Genomic DNA, 15,611 nt, shown 5'->3' on the forward strand with positions numbered 1-15,611 from the left:
TCCGACGAATAACAATCATTTAAACTGGGAGCGCCAAACCTACTGTCGTAGCGAGTGGCGGAATTCCATCATCTGAATTTCGCTTCCCAAGCTGTCTCTCTTGGTTTCAGCCTCATACTGCTTATCCAACAGCTTCGACAGATCTTTATTCAATATCTTCTGCGCTTTATCTCTGCGAACTCGCAGGGATTCCAGCTTTTTAACTATGTGCTCGCCATACTCTTTTGAATTCAATATTTCCGAGAACTCTTTATGAATCGCAAGCAGCTCTGAACCAACATTCATATTCTCGTCAACATCAGCCTTTGCTTTATCCGCAAGTCGAGAAAGCCGCTTATGCTCTTTCTTCATTGCAGATAATGCTATTTCTTTGCCGCTTATCATCAATATCTCCCGTCAGCCCCTCAACCCGAGTATTAACCGGCGCCAGCTGCCAGACAGTGTGTGGCTTCATGACGATGGTTTTAACTTCAACCTGTCCACAGTAAAGGCAGGTACGACGGTCGCCCTCTTCATCCCATTCATGAGCAAAATCCCCATGGATGGCACACACGCCCTTCTTCAGGTAATCAGCCCAGAACGCCTCAGTAACATCTGTCCAGTTTCGGGTATCGTGACCGGGTCCATAGGCCCAACGCTCCAGCCCCGAATTATGGCAGCACAGGTTTCTCAGTTGGCGTGCATGTATCCAGAATCCATCACGCTCAGAGCCGATATAGAGCTGCGGGCTTTCAGGATCGATGCCTGTTGCGCTGTTCCAAGTCCCTGCCCAAATGCGCTGCTGTGACGCATACGGGTACTTTCTGAGGTAGCGATAAAGCTGCCAACTGAAAAAGTCTGACTGCCCTCGTACTTTCGGTTTCACCATTTCGGGTGTTGGTATGAGACTCATGCTGACACCTCCTCGCCCACCTGACGGCGGTTACCGGTGTCTTGACTCATGATCCAGTTGCGCAAGGCCTTCATTTCCTCGTTTCGGAACAGCGAGGTGACGTAAATGAAAGGCTTTCGGAGGTTGTGGCCATTGATGGCCAGGAAGTCTTTGCAGCCCTGCTCGGTAAAGCAGGCGGTGACAAATTCGTCGATTTTCTTGACTGCGAGCCGGCGCCATTCAACGCCATCCAGCTTGATCTCGCTTTCGTGCCAGTGGTCGCTGTCCACGTCCTCTCGCAGCTCGTCGAGGTGTTGCGCTGTCTCATCATCCGCTTCGCCTTCATCAGAACACCACACAATGCGGTCATAGCCGTAGTCCGCATCTGTGACGATCTCGCGCTTTTGGAACACGCAGAACAACGGGTCGGCGGTGATTCGATTGTCCTGAGTGGTGATCAGTGTTGCCATATCGCGAATAAACCTGGGGATTACCGGCTTCTTCACAAAGATCGGCCCCGGCCCCTCCTTCCGAATCTGCGCCATCAAGTCGCAAAGACTGGCCTGTTCTGCAGCGCCAGCAGCGTTCAGTGCAATATCCAGCTCACGGGTGAGCCGCTTCACATCTTCAAGGCACTGCTCAAGCGCTTGATTCTTCTCCACCAGCCGCTTGCATTCCTCCCTGCTGTCGACCAGCGCTGTAGCCTCATCCGCCCAGCCCTCTACCGCGCCGCGATGGAAACGCACTTCTTGCTCAAGTAAATCTGCTCTCACATACCGAGTAGCTTCAGCCGGGTCCATATCGGTACCGGGTGCCGGATCTTCACACCACACATCACAAACCGCCCCGTCGCACTCGACGGTTATCAGGTATATAGTTTCCGGGCGGTTGTTCGTATCGCCTTCACGCTTAGCTGCTGTCTGTTCCATCACTTCACCTCGCTCTGTTGTTGCTCAAAGTGCGCTTCACAAAGCGCCATTGCTCCCTTGGCCGTACTCCGAATCCCCAGCATCCGGTAACAGTCAGGCCAATCCATGCGCCGGCGCTTTGGGGGCCAAGCCTCAAAGTGGCGACGCTTACCCGGCTCGCGCCAGGTATACCGGGTCACGAAATACCCGGCGTCTGATTCAATCCGGTCAACGGTCTTCCGTTCCCAGTTCACTCCCCCACCCACTCCTTCAAATCCACACCACAGGACTCAGCCCACGCCAACGCAGCGCCTTGCTGCTTCAGGTAGCCGCGCCGAATCTTATTCATCATCTCGACGGCCTCTGGCTGGTGATCAATCTGCGCACGACTCGACACCTGGCAGGCCTCAAGGAAGAACACCCGCGCCGCATCCGGCGTAGTCGTACCCACCGGGTAACGGCGACGCATATCAATCCATGCCCTGAACAGCGGGTTCTCACCCAACATGGCTGCCAGTCTCGCCAGCTGACCGCCCTTCACCGGTTTCTGAGTTGCATTCACCACAACGCGGGCTCCTGTGCTAAGAACGGGGCTTTCTCGGCCACCAGCCTGACCAGTTCGCCAGCAGTCGTTTCTTGCTTGCGCCCCTGATCGAAACGCAGCGTCACCGAGTCTGAATCCGGCAGCGCCAGCGGCGGCTCACCAGGTGGTAAATCATCAAGGCCCATCTGGGTCAGCAGCGTATTGATCGCCTGATCGGCGTCATAAGCGACCACCAGCGCCTCACCGGGCAGGCGCCACAGGCGCAGACTGCTCAATGGGCGTAGCTCGCCGGGTTTCTGGTAGCGCTGGTAATTGGCATTCGACTCGCGGACATACTCATCCACGAAAGATCGGAAGTAAGTGGGATTATCCGGACGGCGCCCATTGGCCAGCTTGGCTTGCCCCATTGGGATACAGCGGCGAATAAGCCCTGCAGACAGGCCCCGTGTATGCCAGTTCTCGAACATGGCCAGGCATGCAGGCTTGTGCAGATCAGCAGAGGTGTACCCCAGCTCCGCCATGAAAAACTGAATCCAGCCATCAGCCGAAGGCACTTCATCATCGCGCACGCGCGTAATAGGTACAGTACAGTCCAGTACAGTACAGTAATGGTGTGTGTCGGCTTCTTTGTCGGGATTGCTGTCGGCTTGGCTGTCGAGTATTCGCCCCAAATCCGAATAAAGACGTTTTATTTCAGATGGTTGCAAAAGGTTATAGCTGTCGGGATCAATTGCAGAAATGGCGTTTTTGCTGTCGGCTAACCTGTCGGCTTTATTTGAGACGGAAAAATCCACCACCGCCAAAGGCAGTTCAAAAATAAGCTGACGCCCCTGGCTGCGCGATAACAACAACCCGTGCTTCTCCAGCTGCTTACTGGCGCGGCGACACTGCTGCTCACTGGGCGCCTCTGCTTTGATGCCAGGCACCCCATGCGTCTCCAGCCACTCAGAGAATGCCTTCCAGCTCACCTTCGGGCGTACACCGACTGTCATGGTTACCTTGTCCATCCGAGGCCGAATCGCCAACACGTACAGCAACTGCGCCAGCGGCGGCAGCCCGTACAGGGCGTCCTGCTCAGCCTCACTGAGGAAATACCCAGCCATCGACTACTTGCCTTGAGAAAACAGAACATAGCGACGCCGGCCTGCAAGCGCGTTGCCGGCCAACTCAGACAGTCGGGTTTCAACCAGCCCCAGCTCATCAACAAGCTGCTGCCGTTTCCGCTCCAGAACCTCCGGCGACTCCTGCGAGCGCTGAATCCTCTCAGGGGGTTTGCACCCAACCTGAGCCGAAATCCACTCCAGCGGTTGCAGCCGGTCAAGGGCTCGCATCAGATGCGCCAGCTCAGCCACCTTGAAAAAATCCGGGCGGTTGATATTCAGCGCACCTCGCACATGCGACGCCACAGTGGTCAGTGGCTTATCCGAGTGAAAGCCGCCCTGCTGTAAAATCTCAGCAATCTGATCACTGGTATACCCAGCGGTCAGGTCGTTGAGCGCGCTATACCATTGCCGCGCATCTCTATCGTCAATTTGCATACGCTTCGCCCCCTGCTGCGAAACCCGAATATCCACATGCCCAAAAATTGAGAATTGCTGTGTAAAAGCGCCCTGCCTATGCTGATTTACGTGAACTGGTCAGCTGACCAATCTGCTGGTAGGCATCACGGATCGATAGCTGACGAGCGGCCTCGGCACTGATACTCGGTGCAAGGAAGCGTCCCTCAGACAGGCCTTGAATCGTCCATGCATGCGTGGCCGGAATGCCGTTGCGCGACCACTGATAAAAATGCTGCCGGGCGTTTTGGCGTTTCAGACACAGCAGGTCCATCAAGGGCTCACGGCCATGAAAGAAATCTGCAATCTCGGTCAGCAGCTCTCTATTTTGCTGAACCTGGGCGTCATCATTGTCGCTCATAGGAAATCCAAATTAACCATTTAGCGCAGTTTCGTAAATTACACTTTACATAATAAGCATAAACGACACCCTGTGACAACCAGGGTAAGCACGCAACAAGAAAAAGAAGCACCGGGTTACCGATACAGAAAAACAGGCAGGCGGTATAATTTCATCAACCAGGGCCAGATAAAAATGACCAGCATGAAACTGACCACATTTGGCGAGCGCTTTGAATACGCTCGCTCAGTGCTCAACGACTACACTCACGCAGATGTTGCCCGCGCTATCGACGTCACTCGGGCAACCATCGGTCAATGGGCAAAAAAAGAACAGGCAAATGTCGATGCTCTATCACTCAACAAGGCCTGCGACTTCCTTAAAATAAGCCTCTCTTGGCTGATCACCGGCACGGGGCCTATTCGCCCCGACAGCGCCAGCAACAGCAAATCGTTACCCGTGATCAACTGGGATGATACCGAGCTGTACATCCATGGCATCACCCCCAGCAGCTATGCAGAAGTCAGCGCCAGCCCGTACATGCCCCGTGGCCCCCGCAGCTATGCGGTACGCATCCCGACAGACAACCTGATCGAATTTGCAAAAGACGACACCATTATCTGTGATCCCGATGCAGCGCCGAGCAATGGGCAATACCTCCTGTACAAAACCAGCGAAGGAATCACAGTCGTCAGCTACATCGAGCTGACCGGCAGCCGCAAGCACATCAGCCCTCTGGATAAGAATGCCACACCCGAGCAATACAACCCTGACAACTTCATCGCAGTAATCAACGGCAAGTGGTACCCATAAGCACGCGTACCACCCCTGCCAACCTCGTACCCTAATACCCCTCTGTACCCACTCCTCAAAAAAGCATTACAGCCGAAGTCACCGTGACACAGGCCATGACGCCATTATTTTTTACACCCGTTGTAAATTTTGTTTGACACACGCACTATGTAAATTCTAGTATCCAAATCACAGCATGAAGATACTTAATTTTACGAGGTAACCACTATGTCACAGTCAAACACCATTCCTGTCAGCCACCGCACCACCGTTGGCGAACTCAAGCAGCTACTGGGCGAAAACCGCTCAATCACCGCCATCCGGAAGCGCGGGGCCATGACCCGGCTCATCGTGCGCGACAAAGCACCCGTCATCCGCCGTCACTGATCAGCCCGCCAGGGAAGGAGACAACCGTGGCCAACATAGCGACAAATCGCCGCAACGAACGCTTCAGAGAGAGCCGCCCCGGCAGCGCCTGGAAAAGCCAAGGCGTCAGCCGCCAGGAAGCGCAGCAATGCCGCTTCCTGCGCGAACGGGCTGTCCGTATCGGTGCGGATCTCAATCAGCGCCAGCAAGCACTCCAGCTGGAGTGCCGTATTGATCGCGCCATGCGCATTCATAACCCGCTGTGGCGCATTGATAACTACAGCGCTCTGCTGGACAGCTTCGGAGCGGTGCGTTGCTCGCTGAACAGCGTGATCGACTGGCACAACATGAAAGTGGCCACCTACATCGGCCAATGGGGCCAGGTAACCATCCGGCTCATATGTCGACTCAATCACGGTGAATGCGCTCCGGGGGTTTTAAGTATCGATCAGGCGGGTGGCCGAACACACATAGAGCTCACCTGTAACAGGGTTTCGCTGGTGTTCAGTCATACCGCCGGTGTGACGCGCCAGCCGGCACCAGCCGAGGAATCATTAGAGATAGGGAAAACAGCATGAACAATCAGAAAACACTCTGCATCTACCACAAAAACTGCGCTGACGGCTTTGGGGCCGCGTGGGTAGTACGCAAAGCGCTGGGCGAAAACGCCGTTGAATTCTACGCGGCCAGCTACCAAGAAGAACCGCCAGCTGTTGAAGGTCGCGACGTGGTAATCGTGGACTTCTCCTACAAGCGCTCAGTAATGGAACAGATTGCCCAGTCCGCCAGCAGCGTGCTGGTACTGGATCACCATGAAAGCGCAGAGGCCGAGCTGGCCCCGCTGCTGGCATCCGGCGTCATTCAAGGCAAATTCGATATGAACCATTCCGGCGCCATGCTGACGTGGTTTCACTACTTCGACGTCACGCCACCCAACCTGATCTTCTTCATTGAAGACCGCGACCTGTGGAAATTCGATTTCAATGACACAGGGGCATACATGGCGGCTGTATTCAGCTACCCGCAGCAGTTCGACGTATGGGACGAGCTGGCACGGCGCCCCGCCAAGGCCATGATCGATGAAGGCAACGCCATTCTGCGCATTCAGGCACAGCATGTATATCAACTCCAGAGCCAAGCCTTCCGGACAAATATCGCCGGGTATGACGTACCCGTTGCCAATGCACCCTATTTCTACGCCTCAAACCTTGGTCACGTACTGGCAATAGACGAGCCCTTCTCTGCCACCTACAGCGACAGCGAAGGCAAGCGCAAGTACAGCCTGCGCTCAGCCCGCTCAGCCAACGGTACTGGCCTCAATGTCGCCGATATTGCCCAGCGTTTCGGCGGAGGTGGCCACAAACACGCTGCAGGCTTTGTTATCAGTAACGAAGACCTGCACCACCTCAGCAACCCGAACGGCCTGCAGGCCCAGTAATTCACCGCAAGGAGGCAAACCCTATGTTGATTCTTACCCGCCGCGTTGGCGAAACCCTCATGATTGGCGACGACGTGACTGTGACCGTGACCGTACTCGGTGTAAAAGGCAACCAAGTCCGCATCGGCGTCAACGCGCCCAAGGATGTAGCCGTTCACCGCGAAGAAATCTATCAGCGCGTCCAGCTGGAAAAGAGCCAGGTAAGTGATGCAGAACTGGCCGACAGGCTCGAATCGATGGGCAGCGCAAACGAAGGAGTAACACACGCATGACCGACCTACTCGCACGCCCCGTTGCTGCCAACTTAGAGCTGGTGGGTAAGAACATGAAGCTGCAGGAGCAGGTAGAAGCCCTACAGCAACAGCTGGTGGAACAAAAACGCGCCCACGTCGATGAACTGTCAATGCTGCATCATCAGCGACAAGATCCGATTCAGCACGCCATCGGCATCCTGCAGGAGCATCAGCAGCACCAGCAGGCACTGATCGAGGCACGCCAGCAGGTAGAACAGCTCAACGACGAGCTACAGGTTGCCAACAAGGCCGCCAGCGACACTCTTGATCTGGTCGAAGAGGCTCGCAACCAGCGCAACCACTACCAACAGCAATGCGAGCAGCTACAGGCACAGCACAGCAAAGAGACTCGGAAAGCCCAAGCCGAAATCACTCGGCAAGCGGCACAGCTGACGCTTGCCACAGCAGAGCTCAAGGAACTACGTGAGCTCAACCCTAAAAAGCTCGCCAAACAGGTCAAGCGGCTGCAGGAGGAAAACCGCAGCAAGCAAACCACAATAGACACCCAGAACAAACGCCTGGCCGAGGCCACCCGCAAGGCCAAGCAGGCCGACGCCTTTGAGAAAGAAAATAAGGATCTGCGTACAGTCAATCGCAAACTGAACGACGCCATCATGCTCACCGCACAGGATGCCGAAGCCGGCAAGCTGACCGACGTGCTGGAAGAGGACAAGCAAGGTGGCTGGCAGATCGCCAGCGACAAGGGAAGCATCGAACAGGTGTACATCATCGATAGCAAATCAGACACCTGTCGCCCCTACCACCGTGTAAACGGGCTGACCAAGATTCGTCCGGTACCGCCCAAAGTCACCGCCCTGGCCGAAAAAGCACTAGCCGGCATGGCGGAGCTCACTGACATGGTGGCACGCGCCACCGGGGAGGATCAGTAATGATCAATATCCGCCACCTAAACCCGCTGGCAGATGCAATCTGGTCGAGCGTCTTTGAGCTGTTGTGGGATTCACCCACCGAGACTGAACTATTAATCGCTGGGCGTCGGCTTTACCTGGATCAGCAAGGAACAGGAATGACCCTGAGCTTATCGGACCCGGATGTCGCGCAAGCTGCAAAAGGGGCTGTTATGAGGGTCGCTCTACAGCAGAAAACCCCTCGCCATGGAGTTATAAACACACAAACAGAACGGGCTGCAAATCTTGCCCGCGCCGTCGCGGTCGTATCGCTTACCCGACAGGACCAGTCCCCAGCGTTCCGGCTAAAAGTCGAATTGGGCCGGGCGGCACTGTCCTATTGGGCATCAACGAACGCTGGTGAAACACTCGAATCCCAGCGAAACGCCCCCGCCACCTTCTCTTGGGAGCTGGGCGGTACCTGCCCCATACCGGACGAGAAAAGCATCATCGCTGACTGGCACACCAGTCGCCTGCGCGCCATGGCTACCGACGAAAAACGCTTGCTGTCCGATTACTGGCAGCTGCTGCGTGAACAAGGCGCCAGCGAAGACAAAATTAAGGAAGTAGAGAAAGCGCTTGCAACGGAGAGGGTATAACCATGTTCGCACCCAAAAACATCGTGACATACCAAGCAGCCAACCTGCCCACAGTAGACACTCTGGAGCAGGCACTGCAAGAACACCCATTCACTCCGTGCGGCAGCCAGGAACTCAGTCGCAGCGGCTGGGCGGCGCCAGCAGACTGTATTGAAGGCATGGTCCTCGACAGTCACGGCTTCCTGTTGATCGCCCTGAAGCATGAAGAGCGCGTTTTGCCGCCACAGTCAGTGCGTGAACAGCTGAATGAAAAGGTCGCACTGATTGAAGCCGAGCAAGGCCGCAAGGTGTACCGCAAGGAAAAACTGCAGCTCAAAGATGAAGTCATTATGGATATGCTGCCGCGCTCATTCACACGCAGCCGCATCACATACGCACTGATCTGCCCCAAGCAAGGGCTGATTCATGTTGATACGCCCAGCCACAAACGGGCAGAAGACCTCCTCAACAACCTTCGAGCTGCCCTGGGATCGCTGAACGTGAAGCTGCCTCAGACAAAACTGTCCGCCGACAAGGTAATGACGGGCTGGCTCCACAGCGAAAGCATGCCCAATGGCTGGGCATTAGAGGATGAGTGCGAGCTCCGCGACCCCATGACCGAAGGCGGCAAGATCAGCGTCGAAGGCCAGGACCTTCTGAGCGAAGAGATAACAGCTCACCTCGCCGGTGGGTACGTTGTTAAACGGCTGGCGTTGGAGTGGCAGCAGCAGGTCCGTTTTGTATTACATGCTGACCTGAGCCTGCACAGGTTACGCCTGAGCGACGAGTACCGGGAACGACTGAATGCCGAAGCGCCTGAAGACGCGCAGGCCGCACTGGAAACCAGCGTCGTGCGCTGGGGTCTCGAAATGGCTCGCCTGACCCAAGAGCTGATCGAAACGCTGGGCGGCCACCCTGACGAAGAGCCTTTCAAGCTGCAGCAGGAACAAGACGGGGTGGCAGCATGAACCCTATGACTCAATACCCACCCCGCCCAACACTCACAGATGATCTGCTCAAATCGGTGGTGAACGAATTCCTGTTTGAACACCCAGATTTCACAGCAAAGCTGGGCAGTGACGGCGCAGACGATATTGTCAGCGAGAGCGCAGACGATATTGTCAGCGAGTATAGCCTTGGTACTGATGGCTTCGAGCTGTGCAAACGACTTGAAAAATACTGCAGCTGGGACACTGATCGTGAAGATATGGAAGTGTTTGATGAGCTGGATTGTTACGCACGTCAGATGCTCAAAGAAGCAGAGCAAAAATGGATCAGACAAAACAATATCCAGCCGCCCTACGCTAACGGCACCCGTGTGAAAGTAACGTCCGGTCCCAGAGGCATCGGTACGATCGATAAGGTCTGCGATCACTCACCCGGTTGCTTTCTGATTGCACCCGCAAACCCGAGCGAATTCGAGCGGAGCCATAGCACTCGCTGGCTTGTTCGATTTGAGCACGTCCAGCCGGTTGACGAGGCCGAGGCATGAACAAATCACTGCGCCAGCAACTGGAAAAAACCATCCAGATTGCACAAGCCATGCTCGACGGCAAAGCGTTCCATGTCAGCAACTCAGAGATCGACTGTGTTCCTGTACCGGTGATGACGCAGACCGCCGCAAAAAAGCAAGGCCTTGTCCTGAAACGCGGAGCCAGGCGTGTTGGCACGTGGGGCGTTCGAGTTGCCTACGGGATCGCCAGCGTCAAAGGCGATCTGTACCTGGCCAGCAGCTTCAAACCTCAGGAGGAAAGGCCGTGAAACACCACTCAATCCTCCTGCGCTTCCGTGCAGACCCAAGCCCAACAAGCCCGGCCACAGGGGCGCGACGGGTTAACGTCATGGCCCCCTGCGCCAGCAGTGCATGCCGAAAAGCAGTGGCCAGCTACACCGGTCCTTGGTTCGCTCGCGCAACCGTTGTGAAGGAAGAATCAAAATGAGCAAAGACAGGATCATGAAAAAGATCCAGAAGTGCCTGGCACTCAGCAAGTCCAGCAACGAGCACGAAGCGGCCGCTGCACTTCGCCAGGCAAAGGTACTGATGGATAAACACCAGCTGACCATGAGCGATGTTGAACTGAACCAGCTGGATGTTGTGGAAGTGGAAGGCAAAGGCCTTGCCCGCCCGCCTCGTTGGAAGATCATGCTCTACCTGACGGTAGCACGCGCCTTTGGTTGCTCCTCCTTCACGCGTGGTGGCCACCCGGTATTTGTCGGCACAGCCCCCAATCCTGAAGTGGCCAAGTATGCCCTGGACGTACTGCTGCGCCAGCTGGAATTGAACAAGAAGGAGTTTCTACACAGCAAAGCGCACTTCGTTGACATTCTGGACCGCGGCGAGAAAACCAAGCTCGGCAGAGGCTTTGCTGAAGGCTGGGTACAAGGTTGCTACCAAACGGTGGAGAAGTTCAGCGCCAGCCTGTCAGACGACAAGCACGCCGAGCACAAGCGAAAAATGGAGCAGCAGCACAACGGCAAAATCAACAAGGCCGCGCCGGGCAAACGCGCCAGCGAAAGCGGCATTGGCCGGCAAGCAGCAGCCTACGGCTACCAGTCAGGAATGAAAGCCCAGATCCATGCCGGTATGAGCCAAGACTCAGGCCCAGATCTGCTCACGGCAGAAGGTAGCCAGGTATGACCACACCCTCCCCTATCACTATCGCCAAAAAGGCATGGTCATACTGGTCCGATGGGCATTTTGACGGCGTGCCATGCAACCCGGCTGAATGCGTCACTCACGGCGAGACCCTGAGTAAGGCGAAGTATGCGTTTTATCAGGATCTGATCGACCTTGGCTGGGGTATCGACTTCATGGAAGTATGCCGGGAGTTCAGCTTTCGCCGATACCCTGATAAGGATCTCGTGCGCCTGCCTTCAGCCCCTGTTCTTGATCAGCTGACCGACAAGCAGCGCCATATCATCGGTCACGCAAATGGTAATAGCGGGCGCGAACCTGGCTACCGCGACTACTACTGCACCAGCGATGGTGATGCCGATTGTGAGCGACTGGTAGATCTGAGCCTTATGCAGCGCGGCAGCTTCGTTGTCAGCAGCAAAACCAGCCGGTATTACCTGCTCACTGAAGACGGCGCACTCGCCGCCTTGTCTGAAGCGGAAATCCCACGCGACAGAGCCGAAAGCATCCTCGAACCGTGGGTAAGTCCGCTTGTGAATCAAGAAGGCTTTCTGTCGTTAGACGCGATAAAGGCCTGTCCGGAAATAAAACACCACTTCCAAGGCATGAGCTGCCGGATCTACTCATCCCAGTGGGGCTATTACTGGCGTGCAAACGCTTCCGGGTACGGACGCAAGGAAGAGGCTGGCATATACAGCTTCGAAGACGCGCTCAGCCATAGCCACCACTGCGGCCCAGAGAAAGGAATTTGGTACGAGTTCATTACGGGAGCAAAAGCATGACCACCCCAACAACCCGAACCCTCGCGGCCACAGCTGTTGAAATCATCGTCAGCATCAACAGCACGGCAGACGCATACACAGAGGTCGACGCCCAGATTGCAGATACCGATCTGCTACTGGCCCATATGAACAGCGGCAACATGGACGACACAACCCGGCTGCGCGCCACACGCACCCTGCGCCAGCTCAAGAGCGGACAACGGAGGTACCGGGCATGATCCAGCCAGAAGAAGTAAAACGCAACGAACATGGCTTTTGGTTCCACAGCCAGTACCCGGAATGGGACGAAAGCACAACGATGGAGCAAGTAGAAGCCTGGGAAAATGAAAACAACATTCGCATTGCCGTGCTCGACATGGAATCAGACGCCCCTGAAGAGGTGGCTCAGGACTATTTCGAGAATGACAGCAACAGCTGTACTGACTGGAACCCCGTGCATCCTGCGCCAGGCGCATTCCTGCTATCGATTCACGACGCAGAAGATGGCCCCGTGGCGATATTTGCTGTGCCCCTCGAAGACCAGGAAAAAAGGAGCCGCTGTGCATAAGCGAAAGCTGAGAAACCGGGCGCTCCGCATTGAAATGCCGACAGGCAAAACCTGCCCCGAGTGCAAAGGTTCAGGCGCCAGACAAGGCCTTGTATCGGAATACAGCTGCCCTCGCTGCCACGGCCTGGGAGTCATTGAGCTACGGCAGGATTACTTTGCCGACAAGGCCGATGCGCTCTCCAGCATGTGTATAGCACAGCGCCGGCGCATCAAAGAATTGGAACAGCAGCTGGCAGCATCCGCCGAAAAGCACATTGGCAGCCGGTTTGACTAATAGGAGTCAGAGAAGTGAGTAAGCCCATTTTCGAAGTCGGAAAGCCAATTCCAAAGATTTGGCTCCATATGGAGTTCGATTTCGATGACACCTTCAAGTACGTGGATGGCGAAGTGGTGGCAGACCAGACAGAGCTGGACCGCCTTGTTGATAAATACCTCAATGGAGAAAACTGGGCATGAAGCGAGAACAGATCAAGGAGCTGGCCATTGCCAATGGCTTCAGCCTCAAACCCCAGCCGGACGGCACCAACGACCTTAACCCGTATGTGTATGAGTTCGCTCAGGCGTTGGTAGAGCCTCTGCGCCGCGAACTCGACCACCAAAAGCTGATCCATGTTGGATTCACCAACAACACGCAGATCGAAGGCGCAAAGCAGATCGTTGGCAGCTTCTACCCGTCAACTGAGAACGACAACTGGATACCGGTCTACATGCTGGCCGTTCACGCGCACCGGTGTGGGCATGATAGCGAAACATTCTGTCACCTGTTGAAGCTTGAAAAGCGCAGCCGGGAACTGAAGCAAGAGCGCGATCAGTTGACGGTCCACATTCAGCGAATAGATACCCTGGCATGGAAGTTTCTCACATACCCAAATGAAGCCCAGACCCTTGAGGACTTGAACAGAGCTTTGAGTAATTCCCCGGTGCAAAACATCGCCCAGCACGATGCCGAGGTGATTGAAGGCCTGCGGTTTCCAACCATGCTGCGCAAAATGTGGTCTGGCACTGAAGTCCAGCAGTGGCTGAAAGAGCAAGCTGACCAGCTGCACCACAGAGCAAAGAAGGTGTAGTCATGACTCTCTCAGTCATCCAGCCCAAGCAACCAATCAACCCGGCATGGGAGAAACGGACCATAAACCTGAATACCGCCTATCCGGCATTCGCATGGTACCACCCGGCTCTCAAGCTGCTTGTAATCAGCGCAGTAGAAGTGCCTGAAACAGCAATAGGCCCTGAATACCACATCAGCATCAGCAAAGGGCGCGGCACTGGCCATCCAAAGCGCTGTTCAGCTGAAGAGGGCAAGCTGGTACTCAAACAGTTTGATGCCGAAGGCGCACTTGAAGACAACCACAGCCCAGTCGTCCGCAACTACTGGATGCCAGTGGCAGAAAAACTGATCGGCATGGAATGCGATTGCAAGGAACAAGAAGCGGCAATCCGTGAAGGTGACTTCGAGTGGCGACCGCTCACACAGAAGAATGCAGATCGAGCAAAGGTGACGAAGTGACCCAATCAGCAACCAAACCGCATGCTGTCGAGCCTCAAGCGCTCTTTGTGGAAGGTGTTTCTGAGGAAGAAATGGCCCGGCTCATTGGCTCTACACCAAAAGCCCTTGAAAGGAAGCGCCAGCGAAAAGTCTATCCGGAAGGAAAAGTCTGGGCCAAGATCGACGGCCGCATTATTTACCATATACCAGGGTACAACGCATGGATAAGAAGCCACTTCAACCAGACCTCCCGCCAGGCGTCGAGCTCCACAGAAACAGAATACGAGTCTGCTTCTACTGGAATGGAGAAAGATACAGGGAATCGCTCCCGCTCCCGCCCACGCCAAAAAACATACAGCGGGCCGGTCGTCTGCGTGGTGAAATAAAGCACTTGCTGGATCTGGGAGTCTTCACGACCACCCACTTCAACCAGTATTTCCCAGACAGTACGCGCTTTGACAAAGACCTGAACTGCATCCAGTTCGGTCAGCTGGCTCAAGAGTGGATGGACAATCTTGAAGTCTCAACGAACACAAAAAACGAGTACCGGAAGGTACTCAACCGCTACTGGATGCCGCCCTTGGCCGGGCGAGATATCACCAGCATTCGCTACAGCGAACTGCGCAGCTTGGTCAACGGTATCGACTGGACTTCCCCGAAGACGCGAAACAACGCCCTGATCCCACTGCGAGGCGTGTTTGCTTTGGCGTATCTCGATGAGCTGATCGACAGCGATCCGTCAGACCGGTTACAGAATCTGAAGCATCAGAAAGAACCGCCAGATCCTTTTTCGCGTGACGAGCTGGAACAGATCACAAGCTGGATGTGGTCCAACTTCACCGGGCTCGACAGAATCTACGCGTGTTACTTCGAGCTCGCATTCTGGACCGGCATGCGCCCATCTGAAATGCTCGCACTCAACTGGAGCGATATCGATTGGCGCTCCGGATACGCTCGAGTAGAAAAAGCGCAGAGTAAGGGGCAACTCAACAACCGCACGAAGGTTGCCAAGGTGCGTGACGTGAAACTTAACGACCGTGCCTTGCACGCGCTCCGCGAGCTCAAGCCGCTGACATTCGCGAATCCATCCGGACGGGTATTCATTGCGCCTCAGACCGGTGAGCCAATCGTTTCTGACCAGGCACCGGGTCGCAAATGGCGCAAGGCGCTGCGTAAGGTCGGCATTCGTCACCGCAAGGCGTATAACACTCGGCACACGTTCGCCACCATGTACTTGATGGCAGGCGCCACCCCGGCATGGATTGCAAACCAGCTCGGCAACTCAGTGATCATGGTCACAACGGTCTATGCTAAATGGATGAAATCGGATCAGGACACAGCAGAAATTGAGAAGGTAGACAGTACGATAGGGAAGCGAGAAAAAGAAAGATTTAGCCCCCAGATAGCCCCCAAAACGAAAAGCGTCTTATAAGTTGCTGAATCTAAAGGTTTAAATGGTCGGGACGGCAGGATTTGAACCTGCGACCCCTTGCACCCCATGCAAGTGCGCTACCAGACTGCGCTACGCCCCGACTAGGCGGGAACTGACTGATCAGTTCCGAAGAGG

General features: G+C 55.3%; 27 protein-coding genes and 1 tRNA gene. 19 read left to right on the forward strand and 9 right to left on the reverse strand.

Going from position 1 to position 15,611, the window contains the following annotated elements; all coding sequences use genetic code 11:
- Positions 1-39: 39 nt before the first annotated feature.
- The 8 genes from BLV48_RS00310 to BLV48_RS00345 all read right to left on the reverse strand — a co-directional run bounded on the left by BLV48_RS00310 (position 40) and on the right by BLV48_RS00345 (position 4,240).
- Complete coding sequence (locus BLV48_RS00310) at positions 40-384, reverse strand: hypothetical protein (RefSeq protein ID WP_139253860.1); 345 nt, start codon at positions 382-384, stop codon at positions 40-42.
- Positions 335-892, reverse strand: coding sequence for a hypothetical protein (locus BLV48_RS00315; protein WP_091821288.1), 558 nt, complete (start codon positions 890-892; stop codon positions 335-337). Before BLV48_RS00315 ends, BLV48_RS00310 begins: the two co-directional genes overlap by 50 nt.
- Positions 889-1,800 (reverse strand): hypothetical protein, encoded by a 912-nt coding sequence (locus BLV48_RS00320; RefSeq protein ID WP_091821291.1) that lies wholly within the window; start codon positions 1,798-1,800, stop codon positions 889-891. Before BLV48_RS00320 ends, BLV48_RS00315 begins: the two co-directional genes overlap by 4 nt.
- A complete protein-coding gene (locus BLV48_RS00325) occupies positions 1,800-2,033 on the reverse strand; it encodes a hypothetical protein (protein WP_091821294.1) in 234 nt (77 codons plus the stop codon). The genes BLV48_RS00320 and BLV48_RS00325 overlap by 1 nt, the downstream gene beginning before the upstream one ends.
- A complete protein-coding gene (locus BLV48_RS00330) occupies positions 2,030-2,344 on the reverse strand; it encodes a hypothetical protein (protein ID WP_091821297.1) in 315 nt (104 codons plus the stop codon). Before BLV48_RS00330 ends, BLV48_RS00325 begins: the two co-directional genes overlap by 4 nt.
- Positions 2,338-3,426, reverse strand: a complete 1,089-nt coding sequence (locus BLV48_RS00335; protein WP_091821300.1) for a hypothetical protein — start codon at positions 3,424-3,426, stop codon at positions 2,338-2,340. Before BLV48_RS00335 ends, BLV48_RS00330 begins: the two co-directional genes overlap by 7 nt.
- Before the next feature lie 3 nt (positions 3,427-3,429).
- Positions 3,430-3,861 carry a hypothetical protein gene (locus BLV48_RS00340; protein WP_091821304.1) on the reverse strand — a complete coding sequence of 144 codons (432 nt, stop codon included), beginning with the start codon at positions 3,859-3,861 and terminating at the stop codon, positions 3,430-3,432.
- A gap of 76 nt (positions 3,862-3,937) precedes the next feature.
- Complete coding sequence (locus BLV48_RS00345) at positions 3,938-4,240, reverse strand: hypothetical protein (RefSeq protein ID WP_091821307.1); 303 nt, start codon at positions 4,238-4,240, stop codon at positions 3,938-3,940.
- 183 nt (positions 4,241-4,423) lie between these two features.
- Between BLV48_RS00345 and BLV48_RS00350 the strand changes: the two genes are divergently transcribed.
- From BLV48_RS00350 to BLV48_RS00430, 19 genes are all read left to right on the forward strand, one after another.
- The gene (locus tag BLV48_RS00350) at positions 4,424-5,032 is read left to right on the forward strand and encodes a LexA family transcriptional regulator (protein WP_139253861.1); all 609 of its coding nucleotides are present in this window, start codon (positions 4,424-4,426) and stop codon (positions 5,030-5,032) included.
- Positions 5,033-5,239: 207 nt separating this feature from the next.
- Positions 5,240-5,398 carry a hypothetical protein gene (locus tag BLV48_RS18920; RefSeq protein ID WP_175527526.1) on the forward strand — a complete coding sequence of 53 codons (159 nt, stop codon included), beginning with the start codon at positions 5,240-5,242 and terminating at the stop codon, positions 5,396-5,398.
- 26 nt (positions 5,399-5,424) lie between these two features.
- Positions 5,425-5,955: a hypothetical protein gene (locus tag BLV48_RS00355; RefSeq protein WP_091821313.1), complete on the forward strand. Its 531-nt coding sequence runs from the start codon at positions 5,425-5,427 to the stop codon at positions 5,953-5,955.
- Positions 5,952-6,815 (forward strand): DHHA1 domain-containing protein, encoded by an 864-nt coding sequence (locus BLV48_RS00360; RefSeq protein ID WP_091821316.1) that lies wholly within the window; start codon positions 5,952-5,954, stop codon positions 6,813-6,815. The genes BLV48_RS00355 and BLV48_RS00360 overlap by 4 nt, the downstream gene beginning before the upstream one ends.
- A 23-nt stretch (positions 6,816-6,838) precedes the next feature.
- On the forward strand, positions 6,839-7,087 hold the full coding sequence (gene csrA, locus BLV48_RS00365) for a carbon storage regulator CsrA (protein WP_091821319.1): 249 nt from the start codon (positions 6,839-6,841) through the stop codon (positions 7,085-7,087).
- Positions 7,084-7,998: a coiled-coil domain-containing protein gene (locus tag BLV48_RS00370; protein WP_091821322.1), complete on the forward strand. Its 915-nt coding sequence runs from the start codon at positions 7,084-7,086 to the stop codon at positions 7,996-7,998. The genes csrA and BLV48_RS00370 overlap by 4 nt, the downstream gene beginning before the upstream one ends.
- Positions 7,998-8,615, forward strand: coding sequence for a hypothetical protein (locus tag BLV48_RS00375; protein ID WP_091821325.1), 618 nt, complete (start codon positions 7,998-8,000; stop codon positions 8,613-8,615). The genes BLV48_RS00370 and BLV48_RS00375 overlap by 1 nt, the downstream gene beginning before the upstream one ends.
- Before the next feature lie 2 nt (positions 8,616-8,617).
- A complete protein-coding gene (locus BLV48_RS00380) occupies positions 8,618-9,562 on the forward strand; it encodes a recombination-associated protein RdgC (RefSeq protein ID WP_091821328.1) in 945 nt (314 codons plus the stop codon).
- Positions 9,559-10,086, forward strand: coding sequence for a hypothetical protein (locus BLV48_RS00385; protein ID WP_139253862.1), 528 nt, complete (start codon positions 9,559-9,561; stop codon positions 10,084-10,086). Before BLV48_RS00380 ends, BLV48_RS00385 begins: the two co-directional genes overlap by 4 nt.
- A complete protein-coding gene (locus BLV48_RS00390) occupies positions 10,083-10,355 on the forward strand; it encodes a hypothetical protein (RefSeq protein ID WP_091821334.1) in 273 nt (90 codons plus the stop codon). The genes BLV48_RS00385 and BLV48_RS00390 overlap by 4 nt, the downstream gene beginning before the upstream one ends.
- 175 nt (positions 10,356-10,530) lie before the next feature.
- Positions 10,531-11,232 carry a DUF2786 domain-containing protein gene (locus tag BLV48_RS00395; RefSeq protein ID WP_175527527.1) on the forward strand — a complete coding sequence of 234 codons (702 nt, stop codon included), beginning with the start codon at positions 10,531-10,533 and terminating at the stop codon, positions 11,230-11,232.
- A complete protein-coding gene (locus BLV48_RS00400; RefSeq protein ID WP_091821340.1) occupies positions 11,229-12,011 on the forward strand; it encodes a hypothetical protein in 783 nt (260 codons plus the stop codon). The genes BLV48_RS00395 and BLV48_RS00400 overlap by 4 nt, the downstream gene beginning before the upstream one ends.
- A complete protein-coding gene (locus BLV48_RS00405) occupies positions 12,008-12,229 on the forward strand; it encodes a hypothetical protein (protein ID WP_091821343.1) in 222 nt (73 codons plus the stop codon). Before BLV48_RS00400 ends, BLV48_RS00405 begins: the two co-directional genes overlap by 4 nt.
- Entirely contained in the window at positions 12,226-12,558 is a 333-nt protein-coding gene (locus tag BLV48_RS00410) for a hypothetical protein (protein ID WP_091821346.1), read from the forward strand. Before BLV48_RS00405 ends, BLV48_RS00410 begins: the two co-directional genes overlap by 4 nt.
- Positions 12,551-12,832 carry a hypothetical protein gene (locus BLV48_RS00415; RefSeq protein ID WP_091821349.1) on the forward strand — a complete coding sequence of 94 codons (282 nt, stop codon included), beginning with the start codon at positions 12,551-12,553 and terminating at the stop codon, positions 12,830-12,832. The genes BLV48_RS00410 and BLV48_RS00415 overlap by 8 nt, the downstream gene beginning before the upstream one ends.
- 178 nt (positions 12,833-13,010) lie before the next feature.
- Complete coding sequence (locus BLV48_RS00420; RefSeq protein WP_091821352.1) at positions 13,011-13,625, forward strand: hypothetical protein; 615 nt, start codon at positions 13,011-13,013, stop codon at positions 13,623-13,625.
- A gap of 2 nt (positions 13,626-13,627) precedes the next feature.
- Positions 13,628-14,065, forward strand: a complete 438-nt coding sequence (locus BLV48_RS00425) for a hypothetical protein (protein ID WP_091821355.1) — start codon at positions 13,628-13,630, stop codon at positions 14,063-14,065.
- Positions 14,062-14,430 carry a hypothetical protein gene (locus BLV48_RS19300; protein WP_254774934.1) on the forward strand — a complete coding sequence of 123 codons (369 nt, stop codon included), beginning with the start codon at positions 14,062-14,064 and terminating at the stop codon, positions 14,428-14,430. Before BLV48_RS00425 ends, BLV48_RS19300 begins: the two co-directional genes overlap by 4 nt.
- Positions 14,325-15,476: a tyrosine-type recombinase/integrase gene (locus BLV48_RS00430; RefSeq protein ID WP_422730685.1), complete on the forward strand. Its 1,152-nt coding sequence runs from the start codon at positions 14,325-14,327 to the stop codon at positions 15,474-15,476. Before BLV48_RS19300 ends, BLV48_RS00430 begins: the two co-directional genes overlap by 106 nt.
- A gap of 23 nt (positions 15,477-15,499) precedes the next feature.
- Here BLV48_RS00430 and BLV48_RS00435 read toward each other — a convergent pair.
- Positions 15,500-15,576: transfer RNA gene (locus tag BLV48_RS00435), tRNA-Pro, on the reverse strand.
- Positions 15,577-15,611 lie beyond the last annotated feature (35 nt).

It is taken from the genome of Marinobacterium iners DSM 11526, from assembly GCF_900107855.1.
GTDB classification, from domain to species: domain Bacteria; phylum Pseudomonadota; class Gammaproteobacteria; order Pseudomonadales; family Balneatricaceae; genus Marinobacterium; species Marinobacterium iners.

Coding starts and splice junctions, on each gene's coding strand:
- BLV48_RS00370 (WP_091821322.1), top strand. CDS start 7,084: ATGACCGACCTACTCGCACGCCCCGTTGCTGCCAACTTAGAGCTGGTG.
- BLV48_RS00395 (WP_175527527.1), top strand. CDS start 10,531: ATGAGCAAAGACAGGATCATGAAAAAGATCCAGAAGTGCCTGGCACTC.
- BLV48_RS00420 (WP_091821352.1), top strand. CDS start 13,011: ATGAAGCGAGAACAGATCAAGGAGCTGGCCATTGCCAATGGCTTCAGC.
- BLV48_RS00425 (WP_091821355.1), top strand. CDS start 13,628: ATGACTCTCTCAGTCATCCAGCCCAAGCAACCAATCAACCCGGCATGG.
- BLV48_RS00315 (WP_091821288.1), bottom strand. CDS start 892: ATGAGTCTCATACCAACACCCGAAATGGTGAAACCGAAAGTACGAGGG.
- BLV48_RS00350 (WP_139253861.1), top strand. CDS start 4,424: ATGAAACTGACCACATTTGGCGAGCGCTTTGAATACGCTCGCTCAGTG.
- BLV48_RS00345 (WP_091821307.1), bottom strand. CDS start 4,240: ATGAGCGACAATGATGACGCCCAGGTTCAGCAAAATAGAGAGCTGCTG.
- BLV48_RS00380 (WP_091821328.1), top strand. CDS start 8,618: ATGTTCGCACCCAAAAACATCGTGACATACCAAGCAGCCAACCTGCCC.
- BLV48_RS00375 (WP_091821325.1), top strand. CDS start 7,998: ATGATCAATATCCGCCACCTAAACCCGCTGGCAGATGCAATCTGGTCG.
- BLV48_RS00400 (WP_091821340.1), top strand. CDS start 11,229: ATGACCACACCCTCCCCTATCACTATCGCCAAAAAGGCATGGTCATAC.
- BLV48_RS00390 (WP_091821334.1), top strand. CDS start 10,083: ATGAACAAATCACTGCGCCAGCAACTGGAAAAAACCATCCAGATTGCA.
- BLV48_RS00310 (WP_139253860.1), bottom strand. CDS start 384: ATGATAAGCGGCAAAGAAATAGCATTATCTGCAATGAAGAAAGAGCAT.
- BLV48_RS00340 (WP_091821304.1), bottom strand. CDS start 3,861: ATGCAAATTGACGATAGAGATGCGCGGCAATGGTATAGCGCGCTCAAC.
- BLV48_RS00385 (WP_139253862.1), top strand. CDS start 9,559: ATGAACCCTATGACTCAATACCCACCCCGCCCAACACTCACAGATGAT.
- csrA (WP_091821319.1), top strand. CDS start 6,839: ATGTTGATTCTTACCCGCCGCGTTGGCGAAACCCTCATGATTGGCGAC.
- BLV48_RS00360 (WP_091821316.1), top strand. CDS start 5,952: ATGAACAATCAGAAAACACTCTGCATCTACCACAAAAACTGCGCTGAC.
- BLV48_RS00320 (WP_091821291.1), bottom strand. CDS start 1,800: ATGGAACAGACAGCAGCTAAGCGTGAAGGCGATACGAACAACCGCCCG.
- BLV48_RS00335 (WP_091821300.1), bottom strand. CDS start 3,426: ATGGCTGGGTATTTCCTCAGTGAGGCTGAGCAGGACGCCCTGTACGGG.
- BLV48_RS00410 (WP_091821346.1), top strand. CDS start 12,226: ATGATCCAGCCAGAAGAAGTAAAACGCAACGAACATGGCTTTTGGTTC.
- BLV48_RS18920 (WP_175527526.1), top strand. CDS start 5,240: ATGTCACAGTCAAACACCATTCCTGTCAGCCACCGCACCACCGTTGGC.
- BLV48_RS00405 (WP_091821343.1), top strand. CDS start 12,008: ATGACCACCCCAACAACCCGAACCCTCGCGGCCACAGCTGTTGAAATC.